This window comes from Aurantiacibacter rhizosphaerae (assembly GCF_009807005.1).
Classification (GTDB): domain Bacteria; phylum Pseudomonadota; class Alphaproteobacteria; order Sphingomonadales; family Sphingomonadaceae; genus Alteraurantiacibacter; species Alteraurantiacibacter rhizosphaerae.
In genome coordinates this window covers 559,539-576,583 of the sequence record NZ_WUBR01000003.1, presented here as the reverse complement: position 1 = coordinate 576,583, position 17,045 = coordinate 559,539, and the positions used below count along the sequence as shown (strand labels likewise).

The following is a 17,045-nucleotide window of genomic DNA, read 5'->3' as shown; positions in this document are numbered from 1 at the left end:
ACTGCAGACAGCATAAGACAAGACTTGAAAGACATAATCCCCTCTCCTCCAACATCGGGCCGCTAGACGGCTCCTGATGTTATTAACTTGTTTATGGTTAGGAGGCATACGATGTAGAGGCTTATTATATTCGTCCAGTGGAAAATTGGGGTCGGACGCCTGCGACAGCACGACTGTTGCAAATATAGCCCGCTGCCCTGCCGCGCGATCGAGGCGATGCGGGATCAGCGGCGCCAAGACTCTGGGCGGCATGGCGCCTGGGTACGGGCAGCCTGATTTTGCTGGCCGAGGCCTGACTAATCCTTCGGCAGATCAAAGGCGGAGGGGAGGAGCGCGCCAATCGTCGTCGTCACTTGCTGCTGGCCAGATTGGTCACAGCATATGACGGCAATATCGCGGCCTGACAGCGTGGCAGCTTCCATGATGGCCTGTCGGCAACCGCCGCATGGCATCACGGGGTCACCAACACCGCCATGGCGCGGCCCGCCCACGACAGCCAGCCGGACGACGTTCTCAAGACCAAAGGCAATCTGCGCCGCCGCAAGCGCCGATTGCTCTGCACACACGCCAAGCCGATAACAGGCATTCTCCATATTCGCGCCGCGCGCGATGGCGCCATCGGTGCTTTCCACTGCGCAGCCGACAAGGAAATGCGAATAGGGCGCGTGTGCCTGTGCCCGCGCAGCCAGCGCGGCGTTTATCAGTGCGTCATCATCGGTCATAGAGCGAGGTGACTATCGATTCGGCAGGGCGATTGCGGTCCATACCGGTTCGCTATTCAACACCCAGCCCAATTGGAAGGGGTGGGCCCAGCATTTTGCCGGCGCTCGCCCGATTGGTGCTACCCATGTAAGGAACGCCGTCATCGATACGATCGCCACCATATCGCTTGCCCGCCCGCGTGAGGAAATTGCCGGCGAACTGGGCCGCAGCTTCGCCGAATACGGCTTTGCCATCGTGCGCGATCACACGATTTCGCAAGAGCTGATCGAGAAGGCAGATACGCTGGCCCGCCAGTTTTTCGCCCTGTCGCCTGAAGCAAAGCACGAATACCGGATAGAGGGCGGCGGCGGCGCGCGCGGGTACACCCCGTTCGGCACGGAGATCGCGAAAGACGCCGCAGTGCACGACCTCAAGGAATTCTGGCACGTCGGTCGCACCCTAGCCGAAGGGCATCCGCTGTCCGCTTACATGCAGCCCAATATCTGGCCCCGCGAAATTGACGGGTTTCGCGAAACCTTCGAACAGCTTTTCCGCGCCTTTGAAGAAACAGGCGCACTGATCCTGTCCGCCATCGCCCTGCACCTCGGGCTGGATGCCGACTGGTTCGAGGACAGCGTGAAGGACGGCAATTCAGTCATGCGGTTGCTGCATTACCCTCCCCTTCCCCATGATGCGCCCGACGGGGCCATTCGCGCCGCCGCACATGGCGATATCAACACAATCACCCTGCTGCTGGGGGCAGAGGAGGCAGGTCTTGAACTGCAGGACAGACAGGGCAACTGGGTGCCCGTCTCACCCCCGCCCGGTGCGCTGGCCGTGAATGTGGGCGATATGCTGGATCGGCTGACCAACGGCAGGCTGCGTTCCACGACGCACCGCGTGGTGAACCCCAGTGGCGAGGCAGCGAAGCGGTCCCGCTATTCGATGCCGTTCTTTCTGCATTTCCGGCCCGACTTCCTGATAGAGCCGCTGCCGAATTGCACCAAGCCCGGCGAACCGGCCCCGGAGCCGATACTTGCGCATGATTTCCTGATGCAGCGGCTCCGCGAAATCGGCCTCGCCTGACGAAGCCCCTCTGATCCCAAGGGCCCTAGATACCCGCCAGCCTTTCGATCATCCAGAAACTCGCCAAGGAGCCGACAGTATATCCGGCAATGCGGGTCGGCTGTATCTTGCCCTGAAGGCGCGTGCCGATCCTGCGCAGCAGCGCAAAACCGGCGAAGATTGCGGCCGCGAACACGATCTGGCCGATCTCGATCCCGATGTTGAAACCAAGAAGGGCCTCGATCAGTCCGCTTTCAGGCAGCCCCACTTCGCGCAGGACGGCGGCAAAGCCGAAACCGTGCAGCAGGCCGAATGCTGTCGCCACGACCACGGGTTTGCGCCAGGTGAGAGTGTCGCGCGGACCCTTCACGATCTCGACTGCAAGAAAAACGATGGAGAGCGCGATCACGGCCTCGATGGCGGCAATCGGCAGGCGCACAAGGTCCTGAGCGGAAAGCGCCAGCGTGATGGAATGGGCAACCGTGAAACCGGTTATCGTCACCAGTATGCGGCGCGGCGTTCCGGCGATCAGCACCAGTCCTGCCAAGAACAGGAGGTGGTCGAAACCGATCCAGATATGTTCGATCCCCAGGATCACGAACTGGCCGAACCCGCGCTCCGCTTCCGTCGCATCGCGCGCGATTGCAAAACGTTTCTCCTGCGGCTGCAGCAGGATGGTGCGTGGCTGATCTTCGCCCCGCGGGAAGAAGCGGACGATGGTGGCAAGGCCGGGGTTTGCCGCCGGATAATCGATGGCGATTTGCCGCCCGTAGATATCAGCGTCGCAAGCCCAGCTTTCTTCCCGCCACAATCCCAGTGAATCTGCCCAGTTGCGGGCACGGCCACTCGTCTCGCACCCCGCCGCCGTGACACGCGGCATGTGGCGCTGATCGACATTTACGGGCAGTTTCCAGGTCACGCGCGCGCTGTCTGGCCCTTCCTGTTCCAGCTTCACGGAAAGCGGGCGGTTGTCGTCCGCCAGCGCCGTTCCCGGCAGGAGAAACACGGCCATGACGAGGACAAGCAAATATCGCAGCATCGGCGTCAAAGGTCGCCGGCCAGCTCAATATTATAGCTGGCAAGCCGCTCTGCAATAGCCGTGTCGAGGATTTCGCGGCGACGCTCCGCAAGCGCGTCTTCACGAACCTGGTCCGCCACATCTGCCAGTTCGGGCGTCCTCGCGCCCAGCTTTTCCAGCGGCAGGACAAGGTGCCAGCCGTGTTGCGATTTCACCGGCCCCTGCCAGCGCCCCGGCTCCAGCGCGGAGGCCGTGTGCGCAAATTCGCTGCCGAAGTGGCTTTCCAGCACGCCCTTGTCCGCCTCGACATAATTCTGTTGGTAGAGGAAGCGCTGGCTATATTGCCCTGCGCTATCCGCCGAAACATTGTCTGCCCGCAGGCGAGCCAGCAGCTCAGCTGCGTCTGCACGGGTTGCAGGATCGCGCAGAAAGACATGGGTGAAGGAAAGCGACGGAGCAGTCGCATATCGATCCTTGTTGGCATCGAAATAGGCAGCGACATCGGCGTCATCCAGTTCAAGGCCGGAGGTGGCTTCCTCAACAAGGATCAGCCGCATCTGTTGCACCACGCGCTGACGGACCAGCGGATCGGCTTCTGCAAGCCCGAGCGCCTGGCCTTCCCGATACAGCATTTCCTGCTGCGCCGCATCGCGGATCAGCGCGTCCCGCTCCTCTGCGGGCATCTTCGCCAGCAAGGCATCGAACGTGGGTGCATCGTAAACTTGCGCCCGGCCCTGCATGAAGTTCAGCAGGTCTTCTTCTTCAAGGCGGATGGTGTTGGCATCTTCGCTGCCCCCTTCCCACCAGCTGGCCACCACGAACATGGCGACACCGGCCAGCAGGAAATGGACCAGCGGTTCGCGCCGCCATTTCGCAAATGTCACGGCATGTACCAGAGCGGAGAGGACCAGGCGCGTTCGCGGATCGTCGGCGGCAGGTCGATCGTCAACGGGTCGATACCCATGGCCAGCGCATCGAACACGTGCTGGCGCGGCGTCGGGATCTGCAGCACGCGAACATAGTAGAACGCAGGCTGCGCGGGGTCGAATTCAGGGTCACGCCACAGCGTCGAAAGCTCTGCCGCGCCGATCGTGTTCGTATAGCGCGCGGTGGCCAGGTCCACCGTGTTGCCAACGTCGGCCAAAGTGCCATCGCCGCGCAGGCTTCGCTCGCCCGACCATGCGACGTTGAAGACCTTTTCTCGCGCCACGCCATTGGCATCGATCCACCCCTTCACGACCTGGACCCGGTCAAGATTGGCGGCTGCGGGGTCCTTTACCGCGACAATCGCAAACTGCGGCGCCTGTCCGGTTCGCATCGGCAAAAGAGTGCCGCCCATCGGCACCCCCTTGGCATAGCCGATACGGCCGAATTGCGGGGACAACAGGTCTGACCGGGTGAAGTTCTGCCCTGCGAACATGCGCAGGCCAATGCGTGGCCCGGTGGTGGCAAACACCTCCCGGCGGCGGAAGGCATCGAAGATCGACTGGCGATCATTGGCATCGGACCATATGCCGGTGAGGCCGCCAGCCGACATCTCGACATTGGGGAAGATGCTGGCGACACGGTCCGGGCCGAGGCGCTCTGCCGGAGAATGATCCTCCGCCATCTTTCCTTCGAACCTGTTCTCGCGCTGGGAAGAAAGGCCGGTGTGGCTGTCGCTTGCCCCGCCGATGCCGAAGGCGAACGGGTTCACGCCAAGCCGCTGCTGTTCTTTCATGCCGTTCAGCAGCGCGCTGCGTAAATACGATCCCTCGCTGACGGCAGTTGCTTGCCCCGTCAGCAGCATGTTGCGCAGTTCGAAATCGGCGAATTCATCTGTCGGGGAAAGCTGCGGATGGGTTTCGCTGGTGCCCTTGTACTGGGTGATTTCCGCCACCGGTTCCCACCGGCTGCGACGCCGGGCGTAATCGACGGTGAAATCATCCCCGTCGCTGTCCGTGGTCGCAAACATGCGTCCGTCGGAAAGGTTGGAATTGTGCGGCATGCCGACGAAATCGGCGCCCGTGCGGGCATGGGTCTGTTCGAAGAACGACCACAGGTCTTCGGGCCTGTCGGAGATATAGTAGCTGAAGGGCAGGAACTGGCGCGCCACATCGCCATTCACATTGGTCATCACCACGCGGTGCAGATTGCGCATGTTGGGCGTGGAGCTCCATTCCCAGCCGATCATGGCCGTGAATTCGCCGGGCCTGTTGTGCCGCTCTGCCGCCGCGATCTGCTCGTCCCAGCTCGTCTGCCGGATCGCGTCCGTCAGGACAGGTGCCAGGTAATCGTTTCGCTCTTCTTCCGATATGCTGAGGCCCATGATCGCACGGGTCATGGCCTGCGCGCCGTCCGTTTGCAGGATATCCCACCAGCTTTTGCCAAGGCTGGTGGACAGCACCTGCTCGTCCCCGCGTTCGACCCGCGCGTTGATGCCCAGGTTCTCGGCATGGTCGGCCATCACGATGAAATCGAGCGGGCTGTCGATCTGCACACGCTCGCCGGTCTTCCGGAAGACCACGGGAATGCCACGTGCGAAGCGATAGGCCGTGTCGATATCCACGCTGCCGACACCGCTGGCAAAAGCGTCGGTGGAGTTACGCGAATGGACGTGCGTGTCACCCCACAGCAATTGCCGGTCGCCATCGGCGGGCGCCGGATCGAGGGTGACTGCCGCCACCTCCCCATCGTTCATCGGCGCAGGCTCCGCCTGGGAACAGGCGGCCAGGGCCAGAGCCAGCGATATGGACAGGCCAAACCGCAGTGTCATAGGCGATAATACACCGGCGAAGTCCATGCGCGTTCCTGTAGAAATGGCTCGGTTCCTTTCGATAACGGGATGCCGGATGCGACGGAGAAATATGTCGCCCAGCGCTCCTTCATGATCGCATTCCTCAGCATCACGGCCTGAGCTTGAGTTGATCTCGAGGATATCGAGGCGGCGACCCCCAAAGGGAGGTATAAGAGCCGCCGCCTCGATGCAGGAAAGGCCTAGAACTCCTTCCTGACCGTTACAGACCATTCGCGCGGGCGACCCACGGAAGCGGTGATGAAGCCTGCCCCCGCGCCGGTGAGGTCGAACTTGTTGGGCTGGTAATACTTGTCCAGCAGGTTCGTCACCGCGAGAGCGATCGAGAGATCCTCTTGCGGATTGCGCCACGTCAGGCGGGCATTGGCGAGGGTGTAGGCTTCGATCGTGCCGAACTGGTCTGACGGAGAACCGGGAGCCGGCACGGTGGCGCCCGACACCAGCTCTCCCTGATAGCTCACATCAAGGCGCGGGGTCAGCGATCCCGCATCGCCCAGGTCTGCGCGATATTGCGCACCGACTGACCATTGCCAGTTTGCCACACCGCGCGGCGGGGTAGCCAGCAGATCGACCACGGCCGGATCGCTGGAACACGGGGCAGACGGGTCAGCCGTGCGATCGACAACCGTTGGCACCACGCAGTCCCACTCGAAATCGAGGTAGGAGAGCGAGGCGTTGATGTCGAAATCGTCGACCGGTTCTGCGCTCAGTTCGACCTCGATCCCCTTCACCGTGGCATCGCCCGCGTTCTGCGGCAGGGCGCAGGGGCCGGGGCCGCCGAATTGGGGGCAGGCAAGCAGGGTCAGCTGGGCATCGGTGAAGTCGTTGTAGAAACCTGCAAGGTTCAACCGCACGCGATTGTCGAAGAAGTCTGTCTTCAGGCCGAGTTCGTATGCCGTTAACTCCTCCGGCCCGAACGGCTGCACCTGTGCCGCGTTGAACGGCCGCGGCGCGATGCCGCCGCCCTTGAAGCCGGTGGAGATCGTCGCATAGGCGAGCAGGGCATCGCTGAAGCGATAGTCTACCGAGACGCGGTAATCGAAGCGATCGCCCTCGTAAGTGCCGACGAAGCCCGTCAGCGCGGTCACGACTTCCGAAGTGTTGCCGTTGTTGTTGAAGTCCGCCGTGTCTGGGCCATTGTAGCCAGCGCCATAGAATGCGCCGACAGGATCTACGAAGCGGTTGATCGTGGTGTTATCGTAATTGAACCGGCCGAACAGCGTGGACTTGCTTTCATCGGTGTAACGACCGCCGAGGGTGAGCGTCAGCCTTTCCGTCAGATCGAGGATGGCTGTCGCGAAAACCGCCTTGCTATCCGTTTCAACAGGGTTCGATCCAAGGAACTGGAGCGGATAGATTGGGTTCGGCCCGGCCGAGACATAGCGCAGATCCTGCAGCGTATCGTAGGTCGTATTTTCTTCGGAGTAATATCCACCCACGGTCAGCACAGCCCAATCTGCCAGATCGACGTTGAGGCGCAGTTCCTGGCTGAAGAAATCGCTGTCGACATCGTTCACGCCGAAGTTGAGGCGTGTGGGGGCCATGTCGGCATCGCTCACGAAGTAGTTGGTGAATTCGCGGTAGGCGGTGATGGAGGTCAGGCGCAAACGCTCTGAAATGTCGATCTCGACATTGGCTGAGACACCCCAGCTTTCGTAGCGCTGCTGATCATCATAGCCGCGGGTATCCAGCAATTCCACGCCATCGGCATCGGGACGAATGAAGCTGCCGACGAAAGTGCCGCCGGACTGGCCATAGCTCGCATAGTTGCAGAAATCACCGCAGACGAAGCGTGAATCGCCCGGAATGCCGTTCTCTGTCAGGACGTTGGGATTGGAATTGTCGAGATACAGCAGGACTTCGGCACCGTTGTTCCCGGTGTCCTTCACGTAATCGCCGCTGATGGTGATATCGATAGAGTCGGTGGGCACGTAACGCAGCATGCCGCGCGCAGCCTTGTAATCGGTTTCGCCCAGCTTCTCCACCACGCAGTCATTATCCAGCGTGCTGGAAGGAATGCCGCTGCTTGGGAATGCGCAGCCGTAATCGATCCGGTCGACATAGCCGTCCTGCGTTTTGAAAGAGCCGGATACGCGGGCAAAAAGATTGTCCGTCAGAGAGAAATCGGCACCTGCACGAACGCCGACTTTCTGCCGGCTGCCATATGTCCCCTCGACATAGCCGGTGTTTGACCCGTCGGGACGGCGGCTGACGAAACGGATGGCGCCGCCTTCGGAGTTGCGGCCCGTAAGCGTACCTTGCGGACCACGCAGGATTTCCACCCGCTCGACATCCAACAGATCGAAGTTGGCGCCTGTCAGGCGCGGATAGTACACATCGTCGATATAGATGCCGACGCCCGGCTCCAACTGCGGGTTGAAGTCGATCTGGCCAAGGCCGCGGATCGATGCAGAGATGGAGTTGCCAAAGGCGCTGGTGGAGTTGCGCAAGACGACGCTTGGCGCTTGCTGTGCCACTTCCACAAGCTCGGTCTGGCTGCGGGCCTCCAGCAGTTCCGAAGTCACCGCCGTAATGGCGATTGGCGTATCCTGCAGGGCCTGCTCGCGGAACTGCGCGGTCACCACGATGACATTGCGCTGTTCCTCTTCGCGCACTTCGCTGTCCCCAGCGTCCTGTGCATGGGCGGTGGTGGCAATACATGCGGCTGCCAGAGCAAAGGACGCAGTGGTGCTGAAATAGGCTGTTCGTTTCAAAATTCTTCCTCCCCAATCGGCCCCGTTTAAGGGCTCGAACCATCGTCGAAAGTCACCCATGGAGTGACCCCAAGTCGCATTATAGTTGAGCAATCAAAGATTGGAAGGCAACGCAGGTAAGGGCTATCAAAGTGATAGCCAAATGGTAATAGCAGGTCATGACAACCACCCGCCAGATCGAGATTTTCGTCACGGTTGCCGAGCTTGAGAGCGTGCGGCTGGCTGCTGAACACCTGGATGTCAGCCAGCCGACGGTCAGCAAGCACCTGAAGGCGCTGGAAGCCAATATCGGCGGACGGCTTTTTGAACGCAATCGCGGACAGCGCGTGAAGCTGTCGCCGCTGGGGCGACAGCTGCTCGACGATGCGCAATTCAGCCTGGCGGCACGGCATCGTATCGAGAACGCGACGCGGCTGGCCGTTCAGTCAAACAACCCGGTAATCTATGTGCGCGGGTTCATGAGCGACTGGGTAAAGCAGCAATACGAGGGGCTGCAACTGGCGGGACTGCCGGCGGGCACCAGGTTCAAGCTGATCGACGACAGCGAGGACCCGATCGATATGGTACGCAAAACCCCCGGGAGCATGAGCCTGTATCGCAGCGCTCGCGGCAGCCGCGTAGACGGCTTGCGATCGTCAATCCTGCGGACAGAGACGCTCTCGCTATTCGCTGCGCCGTCAGTCGCCTCTGCTTTGAAAAGCGGCGGAATGCTTCCATCCGAAGTCAGGTTCCTGGATTACTCCAAACGCGCCAATACCGACTTTTCCGATGGCAGGCTGCTGGCATCTGCAGGGTTGGAGCAGGCCAAGCGGGTGGAAGCGCCGCAGTTCATCGAACTGGTGACGAAGCAGGTCCTGCAAGGAAACGGCGCTGCCGTGTTCTTCGACTGGCATCAGCGCGCTGCCGTGGAAGCGGGAGAACTGGTGCGGCTATCGAAAGATTGCGAACTCGCACACCTGTGCCTGATAGCGCACAAGTCCGTGGACAAGGCGAGCTTCGATCGCGTGGCCCAATCCTTCGTCACGCGCCTCGAACTTGTCTGACAGCGCAGCTGACCTGCCTGCCGATCAGCCGATGATTTGCGGCAGCCAGAGCGAAAGCCCCGGAACGCAGATCACCAGCAGCAGCGCAACCAGCAGGGCGATATAGAACGGCCAAATCGTTTTCAGCGCCTGGCCGATCTGGATGCCCTGCGCCGCGCAACCCACGAACAGCACCGAACCGACTGGCGGGGTCAGGAGTCCGATGCCCAGTGCCAGCATCAGCATCACGCCGAACTGCACCGGGTCCATGCCCACCTCCATGGCGATGGGCAGGAAGATGGGCGTGGTGATCAGGATCAGCGGGGCCATGTCCATGAATGTGCCAAGCACCAGCAGCATGGCCGCGATCAGGATCAGGGTGAGCAAGGGGCTGGCCATTGCAGGGGCTAGCAGCTCTGCAAGCTGTGTGGGGGCCTGCAGCACCGCCAGAACCCAGCCGAACAGCGATGCGGTGGCGATGATGAACATCACCATGATCGTGGTGCGCGCGCTGTTCACAAATGCGGCGCGCAGGCCCGCAAGATCGAGATCGCGATAGACCACGATGCCGATCACCAAGGTGTAGGCGCAGGCGATTGCCGCGCTTTCGGTGGGCGTGAATATCCCGGCAAGAATGCCGACGAGGATAATCACGGCAGTCAGGATACCGGGCATCGCCGTCACCGCTGCGCGCAGCAATGGCCGCACGCCGGGGAAGCTGCCGCGCGGATAGCCGCGCTTTATGGCCACGATGCCTGCCACCACCATCAGCGCCAGGCCCGTCAGTATGCCCGGCACCACGCCGCCCAGGAAAAGATCACCGATGGAGATGCCGGTGCCCGCAGCCGTGGCATAGATGATCATGTTGTGGGAGGGCGGTATCAGCAGGCCCGTGATGGATGCGGTGGTGGAAACATTCACCGTGTAATCAGCGTCAAAACCCCGCTTGCGCATTTCAGGCCCGATGGCGGAGCCCATGGCGGAGGCGCTTGCGAGAGCGGAACCGGACACAGCGCCGAACAGCATGGAAGAGAGGATCGTCACCTGCCCCAACCCGCCCGGCGCGGAACCGAGGGTGGATTCCGAGAGGTTCACCAGCCGGCGGGCGATGCCGGCCTGCGTCATCAACTCGCCTGCCAGGATGAACAGCGGGATAGCCATCAGCGTAAAGACGTTCACACCCGCGGACATGCGCTGCGCCGCGACAACCAGCGGAATGTCGAGCGCCAGCAGGATCGCGCCCGCCGAAAGGAACAGCGAGATCGCCACCGGTACGCCAAGATAGAGCATTGCCGCCAGCAGGATCAGGAGGAGCAGGATCAGTGTCATGCGCTGCCTGCACTTCCGGCGATTTCCTCACCCTTCAGCAGTTTTTGCAAGGCAAACAGCGCCATGAGCGCGCCCGAAGCGGGAATGACGAGATAGACCATCCCGCGCGTCAGCGGCAGCGTGGGCACCGCATTGTTCCATGTCGCGCCGACGAGCTGCGCCCCCAGTACAAGGAACAGGATACCCGCAATGATGATCAGCACATTGGCCAATCCGATCGCACGTGCCCGCCATGGCTGAGCAAGGCTGTTCACCCCTTCCACGATGCGGATGTGAAACCCTTCGGCAATGCCGGATGCGGTGCCGAGAAAGGTCATCCAGATCATCAGCACCAGCGCCGACTGCTCTGCCCATGCAGGACTGCTGTCCAGCACATAGCGGGAGAACACTTGCCAGGTGAGGATGCCCACCATCAGCGCCAGCGAAAGCGCGGATGCCCAAAGCAGCACCCGGCTGACGATGCGGCTCACGCGATCAAGCATCGGTTTCACCCATGTTGCGAATATCGTCCACCAGCCTGCCCAGTGCGGGCGTATCGGCGTAGGTGGACCACACAGCCTGCATGCGCTCGCTGAACGCAGCCCGGTCGACATCCTCGATAATCTGGACACCGGCAGCAGTAATGATCTGGCGCGATTCGATCACGCGCTCGTCCCAGATTTCGCGCATGACCGGAACGGAGGCGCGCGCTGCCTGCAACACGGCCTCGCGATTATCGGGCGAAAGCTTGTCCCAACTCCGCTTCGACATGGCGAATATCTCTGGCGCCATCACGTGCCGCGTCAGGCTGTAGACGGGGGCAACCTCGAAATGGCGCGAACTTTCGTAGGACGGGAAGTTGTTTTCCGCCCCGTCGATCACGCCCTGCACCATGCCCTGATAGACTTCGCCATAGGCCATGGGCGTCGCGTTGCCGCCCATCGCCTCGATCATGGAGACGAACAGGTCAGAGGTCTGCACCCTGATCTTCAGGCCCGCCATATCCTGCGGTTCGCGAACCGGGCGATCGACCGTGTAGATGGAGCGCGCCCCGCTTTCATAAAAGGCGAGACCGATCAGCCCGTGGGTCTCCAGCGCGGCAAGGATAGCGCGGCCGGGTTCGCCGTCCATGGCGCTGCGCATGTGCGCAATGGAGCGGAACAGGAACGGCAGCGAGGGCACCAGCGTCTCTGGCACCAGCACGTTGAGAGGCGCGGAATTGATCCGCACGAGATCGATACCGCCTAGCTGGGCCAGTTCCAGCGTGTCGTTCTGGCTGCCAAGCTGTTCGGACGGGTAGACATCGACTTTGAGCCTGCCGCCTGTGAGCCGCGCCAGTTCGCTAGCGAAAAAGCGCAAGGCCGCGACGGTGGGGTAGTTTTCCGGCTGGCTATCCGCCGCCAGCAAGGCGCGGCTTCCCTGTGCGCAGCCGCCCAGCGAAGCGGACAGGCAGGAAGCCCCAGCCGCCAGCATGGCCGCGCGCCGGTTCAGGCGGAGCATGAGGGTGCGTCCGGCATGGGGAGTCCGCCGAGACAACTCATCGAAGGGCCGTCAATCTATCGTCGATGAAGGCGACTTCGGTTTCGCTCGGCGTCCAATCCGATTGCAGAGGACCGCCTTCACCAAACACCGCGAGCACAACGCCGTCCGCGCCAGCCTGCTGCCAGATTGCGCGCAAGCTATCCGCCTGCGGATCTTCCACCTGTCGCACATCGCCGCTGACATGGTTCAGCCAATGGGCGATGCCGGTCAGGATGGCTTCGCAGGACTTGCCCTGCGACTGCTGGATCGCAAGTGTTTCAAGCCAGCGCTGGCCAACTTTCTGGCTGCCGTCCATCGCGATCTGCGCCAGCCTGTGGTTCAGCGCCGGATTTTCAAACCGCGCGACAAGCTCGTCAGCATAAGAATCGAGATCCTGGCCATCGCCCGCCGCAATGGTGGGGGCTGCTTCCTCGGTCATCAATTGCTTCACAAGGCTGCGCAGCGCCGCATCGGCAATGGCTTCGTGAACAAAGGTATGCCCGTGGTCCAACCCGGCATAGGCGAGCAGGGAATGGGCGCCGTTCAGCATTCGCAGCTTGGCGGTTTCGAAGGGTGCAACATCGGAAACGATCTGCGCGCCGTGATCCTCCCACGAAGGACGCGGGCCAGCGAAATCATCCTCGATCACCCACTGGGTAAAGGCCTCGGTGAATACCGCGCCCTCGTCTCGCATGCCGATGCGCTGTTCCAGACTGTCCAGATCCTCATCGGATGACGCGGGCACGATCCGGTCCACCATCATATCGGGCGTGGTGCAGTTTTCGATGAACCAGTCGCGCAGATCAGGCGCCCTGGCTTCGATCCATTCCAGCATCAGGCGGCGCAGCTGCTTGCCATTGCCGGAGAGGTTGTCACAGCTGAGCAGCGAGAGGCCCGCCACGCCCGCATCGCGCCGCAGCGCCAGCGCGTCGCAGAGGATTGGGTAGAACCCGTCTTCCGCCTTCGGGAAGTCCAGCGATCCGTCCGACTTGCGGCAATAACCCTTCTCGGTGACGGTAAAAGTCGCGACATGGCAATCGGGAGAAGCAAGTAGCTCGACGATCCGATCGCGATCAGGCCCGGCGACAAGCACCTCTGCAACCGAACCGATCAGGCGCGTTTCGCTCTCACCGGCAGATCGCACCGTCAGCGTGTACAGCTCGTCCTGCGGGTTTAGCTGATCGGCCACGCTGGCAGAGCGCATTGATACACCGGCTATCATCCAGCCGCTTTCGCCCGCCCCCATACACGCATCGGTATAGGCGGCCTGATGCGCGCGGTGGAATGCGCCGATGCCGAAATGCACGATGCCGCAGGGCTGTGCGCGGTCGTAACCGGGACGCGCAACAGCGTCTGGCAACCGGCTGACAATTTCGCTGGAAAGCCTCACAGCTTGTAGGCCGCTTTGGCGAAATTATAGGCGAGGTCCTGCGCCAGCTCGGCAGCTTCCCATTCCTCCAGCCGATGCTCCACCACCAGTTCTGCTAGGAAACCGCAGTCGATGCGGCGGGCGAGATCATGCCGCGCGGGAATGGACAGGAACGCCCGCGTGTCATCGTTGAAGCCCACAGTGTTGTAGAAACCGGCCGTCTCGGTAACCATGCGGCGATAGCGGCGCATGCCTTCGGGGCTATCGTGGAACCACCACGCCGGGCCCAGCTTCAGCGCCGGATAATGGCCCGCCAGCGGCGCCAGTTCGCGCGCATATGTCGTCTCATCCAGTGTGAAGACGATCAGCGACAGGCGCGGATCATTGCCGTGCTTCGCCAGCAACGGCTGGAGCGCATGAACATATTCGGTTTGGACGGGAATGTCTGCTCCCTTGTCCCTGCCGAAACGATCGAACAACGCCGGGTTGTGGTTACGGAATGATCCGGGGTGGATCTGCATCACCAGCCCGTCATCAAGGCTCATCGTCGCCATTTCCGTCAGCATCTGCGCGCGGAAAAGTTCCGCATCTGCCGGGTCCACCGTGTCGGACTGTACTTTACGGAACAGATCTTCGCACTCGGCCTCAGACAGGTCCGCCGTCGCTGGCGTAGGGTGGCCGTGATCGGTGGAGGTCGCCCCCATTTCGCGGAAGAAATCGCGGCGCTGGCGGTGCGCGGCAAGATAGCCCTTCCAGCTTGTGCAATCCTCGTCCGTCAGTTTGCTGAGAGCATCCAGGTTAAAGCGGAAGCCCTCGAACTCAGGGTCGATCACCGGATCGGGGCGATAGGCGGTGATCACCCGCCCGTTCCAGTCGCAATCCCTGATCGTGGCATGGCTTTCCAGCGTATCGAGAGGGTTCTCAGTCGTCGCGATCACCTCGATCCCGAAACGGTCGAACAGCGCGCGCGGGCGAAATTCCTCGCGTTGGAGGGCATTGGTTATCGTGTCAAAATAGGTGTCTGCCGTCTCGCCTGACAGCAGCACGTCCAGATCGAATACCTCGCTGAACACCCAGTCCAGCCAGATGCGCGACGGCGTTCCGCGGAATAGGTGATAATTGGCGGCAAACAGACGCCATGCCTCGCGCGGATCGGCGCTGGTCGCGCCCGATGCGTCGGGCACGCCCAGCGATTCCAGCGGGATACCTTGCGAATAGAGCATGCGCAGCAGGTAGTGATCCGGCACCAGCAGCAGATCGGTCGCGTTGGTGAAATTCTCGTTCTTGGCGAACCACGATGGATCGGTATGTCCGTGCGGACTGATGATCGGCAGATCGCGCACGCTTTCGTACAGCTTGCGCGCAATCGAACGCGTGGCATCGTGCGCCGGGAAGAGCCGGTCGGGGTGGAGACTGAGCTTGTGCATGGTGGTGAAAACTTTTCTCGGTCTTCTCAGGCCGTCAGTTGGGAGTAGCGTTCGCGCTTGGCCTGCACGGTGCGGCGCGCTTCGTCGACCGCGCGTTGCTCTGTCGCGAAAAGCAGGCTGTCGAGAACTTGCAGCAGGTGGGTGCGCATCGCGTTGCGCGCGGCGGCGGGATCTCTTTCCTGCATGGCGCGAAGGATGGCGGTATGCTCGTCCACCACGGGCTTAATGTTCGCGTGGCGCGCCTTTTCATGCAAAAGCGCCGCCTCTCTGGAGGTATTGCGCAGTTCCCACAGGCGCTCCACGTTTTCCACCAGCGCGCTGTTCTTGGTGGCCCTTGCTATGGCGAGATGGAAGGCGGCGTCCGCCTCCTCCTTGCCGCCGACGGTCTTGTTCTCCTGCTCGATCTGGACGACGAGGGATTCCAGTTCGGCCAGCTCCTCGTCCGTGATCTGCGAAGCTGCCAGCGCGGCCACTTCGGCTTCGATAAGCAGGCGCGCTTCGGTAAGCTCGATAGCGGAGACGTTGCCAGCCGGTGTGCTTGTCTGCCCCGTGGTGGAGTGGACATACACGCCGGAGCCGACGCGCACGTCGACCAGGCCCTGCACCTCCAGCGCGATGATGGCCTCGCGAATTACCGGTCGGCTGACGTCGTATTTAACGGCCAGATCACGTTCCGCGGGGAGGCGCGCGCCGATGGCGTAATTGCCCGACTGGATTTCATGCAACAGCTTTGCTGCCACTTCCTTGTAGAGACGGGGTGTTGCCTGCGCCTTCATATGTCTCTCTCTGCCTTTTTGGACTTACCGATTTTCGAAACTTGACAGACCAAAATGGCGGCGTCAAGGACTGCATATTGCCAGTCGTATAAATCCGGGGTCTCGCATGAAAATCCAGTCAGCAAAAGTTATTGTCACCTGCCCGGGACGAAACTTCGTTACCCTCAAGATCGAAACCGATCAGGGCGTCTACGGGATCGGCGATGCGACGATGAACGGACGCGAACTGGCGGTTGTCTCCTATCTGGAAGATCACGTGATCCCCTGCCTGATCGGCATGGATCCGCGCAATATCGAGGATATCTGGCAATATCTCTATCGCGGTGCCTACTGGCGGCGCGGGCCTGTTACCATGCGGGCCATTGCGGCGGTGGACATGGCCCTGTGGGACATCAAGGGCAAGATGGCCGGAATGCCGGTTTATCAGTTGCTGGGCGGTCGCAGCCGGGATCGGGTGATGGTGTATGGCCACGCCAATGGCTCCGATATCGAGGCGACGGTGGATGCAGTCGGCAAATATATCGACATGGGTTACAAGGCCATCCGCGCGCAAAGCGGCGTGCCGGGCGTTAAGGATGCCTATGGCGTTGGCCGCGGCACCCTGCATTATGAGCCCGCCGATGCCGAACTTCCCTCCGTCACCGGATGGGATACGCGCAAGGCGCTGAACTACGTGCCCAAGCTGTTTGAAAAGCTGCGCGATACCTACGGTTTCGATCATCACCTGCTGCATGACGGCCACCACCGCTACACCCCGCAGGAAGCGGCGAACCTCGGCAAGATGCTGGAGCCTTATCAGCTGTTCTGGTTCGAGGACTGCACACCGGCAGAGAACCAGGAAGCCTTCAAGCTGGTGCGCCAGCACACCTCCACCCCGCTTGCGGTGGGCGAGATCTTCAACACGATCTGGGACTGCAAGCACTTGATCGAGAACCAGCTGATCGACTATATCCGCGCAACAGTCGTGAGCGCAGGCGGCCTTACGCACCTGCGCCGCATCGCGGACTTTGCCAGCCTTTACCAGGTTCGCACCGGCTGCCACGGCGCGACCGATCTCTCCCCTGTCACCATGGGCTGCGCGCTCCATTTCGATACCTGGGTGCCCAATTTCGGCATTCAGGAATACATGCGCCATACCGAGGAGACGGACGCGGTCTTCCCGCATGACTACACCTTCGCCGATGGTCACCTGCATTGCGGCGAGACGCCAGGTCACGGGGTGGACATAGACGAGGAGCTGGCCGCGAAATATCCCTACAAGCCCGCCTATCTGCCGGTCGCCCGGTTGGAAGATGGCAGCATGTGGAACTGGTGATTTGGCCAATGCCC

General features: G+C 61.6%; 15 protein-coding genes. 3 read left to right on the top strand and 12 right to left on the bottom strand.

Annotated elements, in window-relative coordinates; genetic code table 11:
- Positions 1-296: 296 nt before the first annotated feature.
- Positions 297-722 carry a cytidine deaminase gene (locus GRF63_RS15130; protein WP_160486843.1) on the bottom strand — a complete coding sequence of 142 codons (426 nt, stop codon included), beginning with the start codon at positions 720-722 and terminating at the stop codon, positions 297-299.
- A 52-nt stretch (positions 723-774) separates the two neighbouring features.
- The gene (locus GRF63_RS16455) at positions 775-969 is read right to left on the bottom strand and encodes a hypothetical protein (RefSeq protein WP_202131760.1); all 195 of its coding nucleotides are present in this window, start codon (positions 967-969) and stop codon (positions 775-777) included.
- Between GRF63_RS16455 and GRF63_RS15125 the strand changes: the two genes are divergently transcribed.
- Positions 883-1,788, top strand: a complete 906-nt coding sequence (locus GRF63_RS15125; protein WP_337189696.1) for an isopenicillin N synthase family dioxygenase — start codon at positions 883-885, stop codon at positions 1,786-1,788. The genes GRF63_RS16455 and GRF63_RS15125 overlap by 87 nt on opposite strands.
- 25 nt (positions 1,789-1,813) lie before the next feature.
- On the opposite strand, the gene GRF63_RS15120 is transcribed toward GRF63_RS15125, so the two are convergent.
- The 4 genes from GRF63_RS15120 to GRF63_RS15105 form a co-directional block, all read right to left on the bottom strand.
- A complete protein-coding gene (locus tag GRF63_RS15120; RefSeq protein ID WP_160486842.1) occupies positions 1,814-2,779 on the bottom strand; it encodes a HupE/UreJ family protein in 966 nt (321 codons plus the stop codon).
- Positions 2,780-2,811: 32 nt separating this feature from the next.
- On the bottom strand, positions 2,812-3,669 hold the full coding sequence (locus tag GRF63_RS16755) for a peptidyl-prolyl cis-trans isomerase (RefSeq protein WP_160486841.1): 858 nt from the start codon (positions 3,667-3,669) through the stop codon (positions 2,812-2,814).
- Positions 3,666-5,540, bottom strand: coding sequence for a DUF3604 domain-containing protein (locus GRF63_RS15110; protein WP_160486840.1), 1,875 nt, complete (start codon positions 5,538-5,540; stop codon positions 3,666-3,668). Before GRF63_RS15110 ends, GRF63_RS16755 begins: the two co-directional genes overlap by 4 nt.
- A 221-nt stretch (positions 5,541-5,761) precedes the next feature.
- Positions 5,762-8,293, bottom strand: coding sequence for a TonB-dependent receptor (locus GRF63_RS15105; RefSeq protein WP_160486839.1), 2,532 nt, complete (start codon positions 8,291-8,293; stop codon positions 5,762-5,764).
- Between the two features lie 158 nt (positions 8,294-8,451).
- Between GRF63_RS15105 and GRF63_RS15100 the strand changes: the two genes are divergently transcribed.
- On the top strand, positions 8,452-9,336 hold the full coding sequence (locus GRF63_RS15100; RefSeq protein ID WP_160486838.1) for a LysR family transcriptional regulator: 885 nt from the start codon (positions 8,452-8,454) through the stop codon (positions 9,334-9,336).
- A gap of 24 nt (positions 9,337-9,360) precedes the next feature.
- Here the strand turns inward: GRF63_RS15100 and GRF63_RS15095 are convergent, their stop codons facing one another.
- From GRF63_RS15095 to GRF63_RS15070, 6 genes are read right to left on the bottom strand one after another with little or no spacing between them, the layout of a single operon-like run.
- The gene (locus tag GRF63_RS15095; protein WP_160486837.1) at positions 9,361-10,644 is read right to left on the bottom strand and encodes a TRAP transporter large permease; all 1,284 of its coding nucleotides are present in this window, start codon (positions 10,642-10,644) and stop codon (positions 9,361-9,363) included.
- Positions 10,641-11,126, bottom strand: coding sequence for a TRAP transporter small permease (locus tag GRF63_RS15090; RefSeq protein ID WP_160486836.1), 486 nt, complete (start codon positions 11,124-11,126; stop codon positions 10,641-10,643). The genes GRF63_RS15095 and GRF63_RS15090 overlap by 4 nt, the downstream gene beginning before the upstream one ends.
- The gene (locus tag GRF63_RS15085; RefSeq protein ID WP_160486835.1) at positions 11,119-12,123 is read right to left on the bottom strand and encodes a TRAP transporter substrate-binding protein; all 1,005 of its coding nucleotides are present in this window, start codon (positions 12,121-12,123) and stop codon (positions 11,119-11,121) included. Before GRF63_RS15085 ends, GRF63_RS15090 begins: the two co-directional genes overlap by 8 nt.
- Before the next feature lie 37 nt (positions 12,124-12,160).
- Positions 12,161-13,534, bottom strand: coding sequence for a mannitol dehydrogenase family protein (locus GRF63_RS15080; RefSeq protein ID WP_160486834.1), 1,374 nt, complete (start codon positions 13,532-13,534; stop codon positions 12,161-12,163).
- The gene (gene uxaC, locus GRF63_RS15075; protein ID WP_160486833.1) at positions 13,531-14,940 is read right to left on the bottom strand and encodes a glucuronate isomerase; all 1,410 of its coding nucleotides are present in this window, start codon (positions 14,938-14,940) and stop codon (positions 13,531-13,533) included. The genes GRF63_RS15080 and uxaC overlap by 4 nt, the downstream gene beginning before the upstream one ends.
- A 26-nt stretch (positions 14,941-14,966) precedes the next feature.
- Positions 14,967-15,716: a FadR/GntR family transcriptional regulator gene (locus tag GRF63_RS15070; protein WP_160486832.1), complete on the bottom strand. Its 750-nt coding sequence runs from the start codon at positions 15,714-15,716 to the stop codon at positions 14,967-14,969.
- A 106-nt stretch (positions 15,717-15,822) separates the two neighbouring features.
- Between GRF63_RS15070 and manD the strand changes: the two genes are divergently transcribed.
- Entirely contained in the window at positions 15,823-17,031 is a 1,209-nt protein-coding gene (manD, locus tag GRF63_RS15065) for a D-mannonate dehydratase ManD (RefSeq protein WP_160486831.1), read from the top strand.
- Positions 17,032-17,045 lie beyond the last annotated feature (14 nt).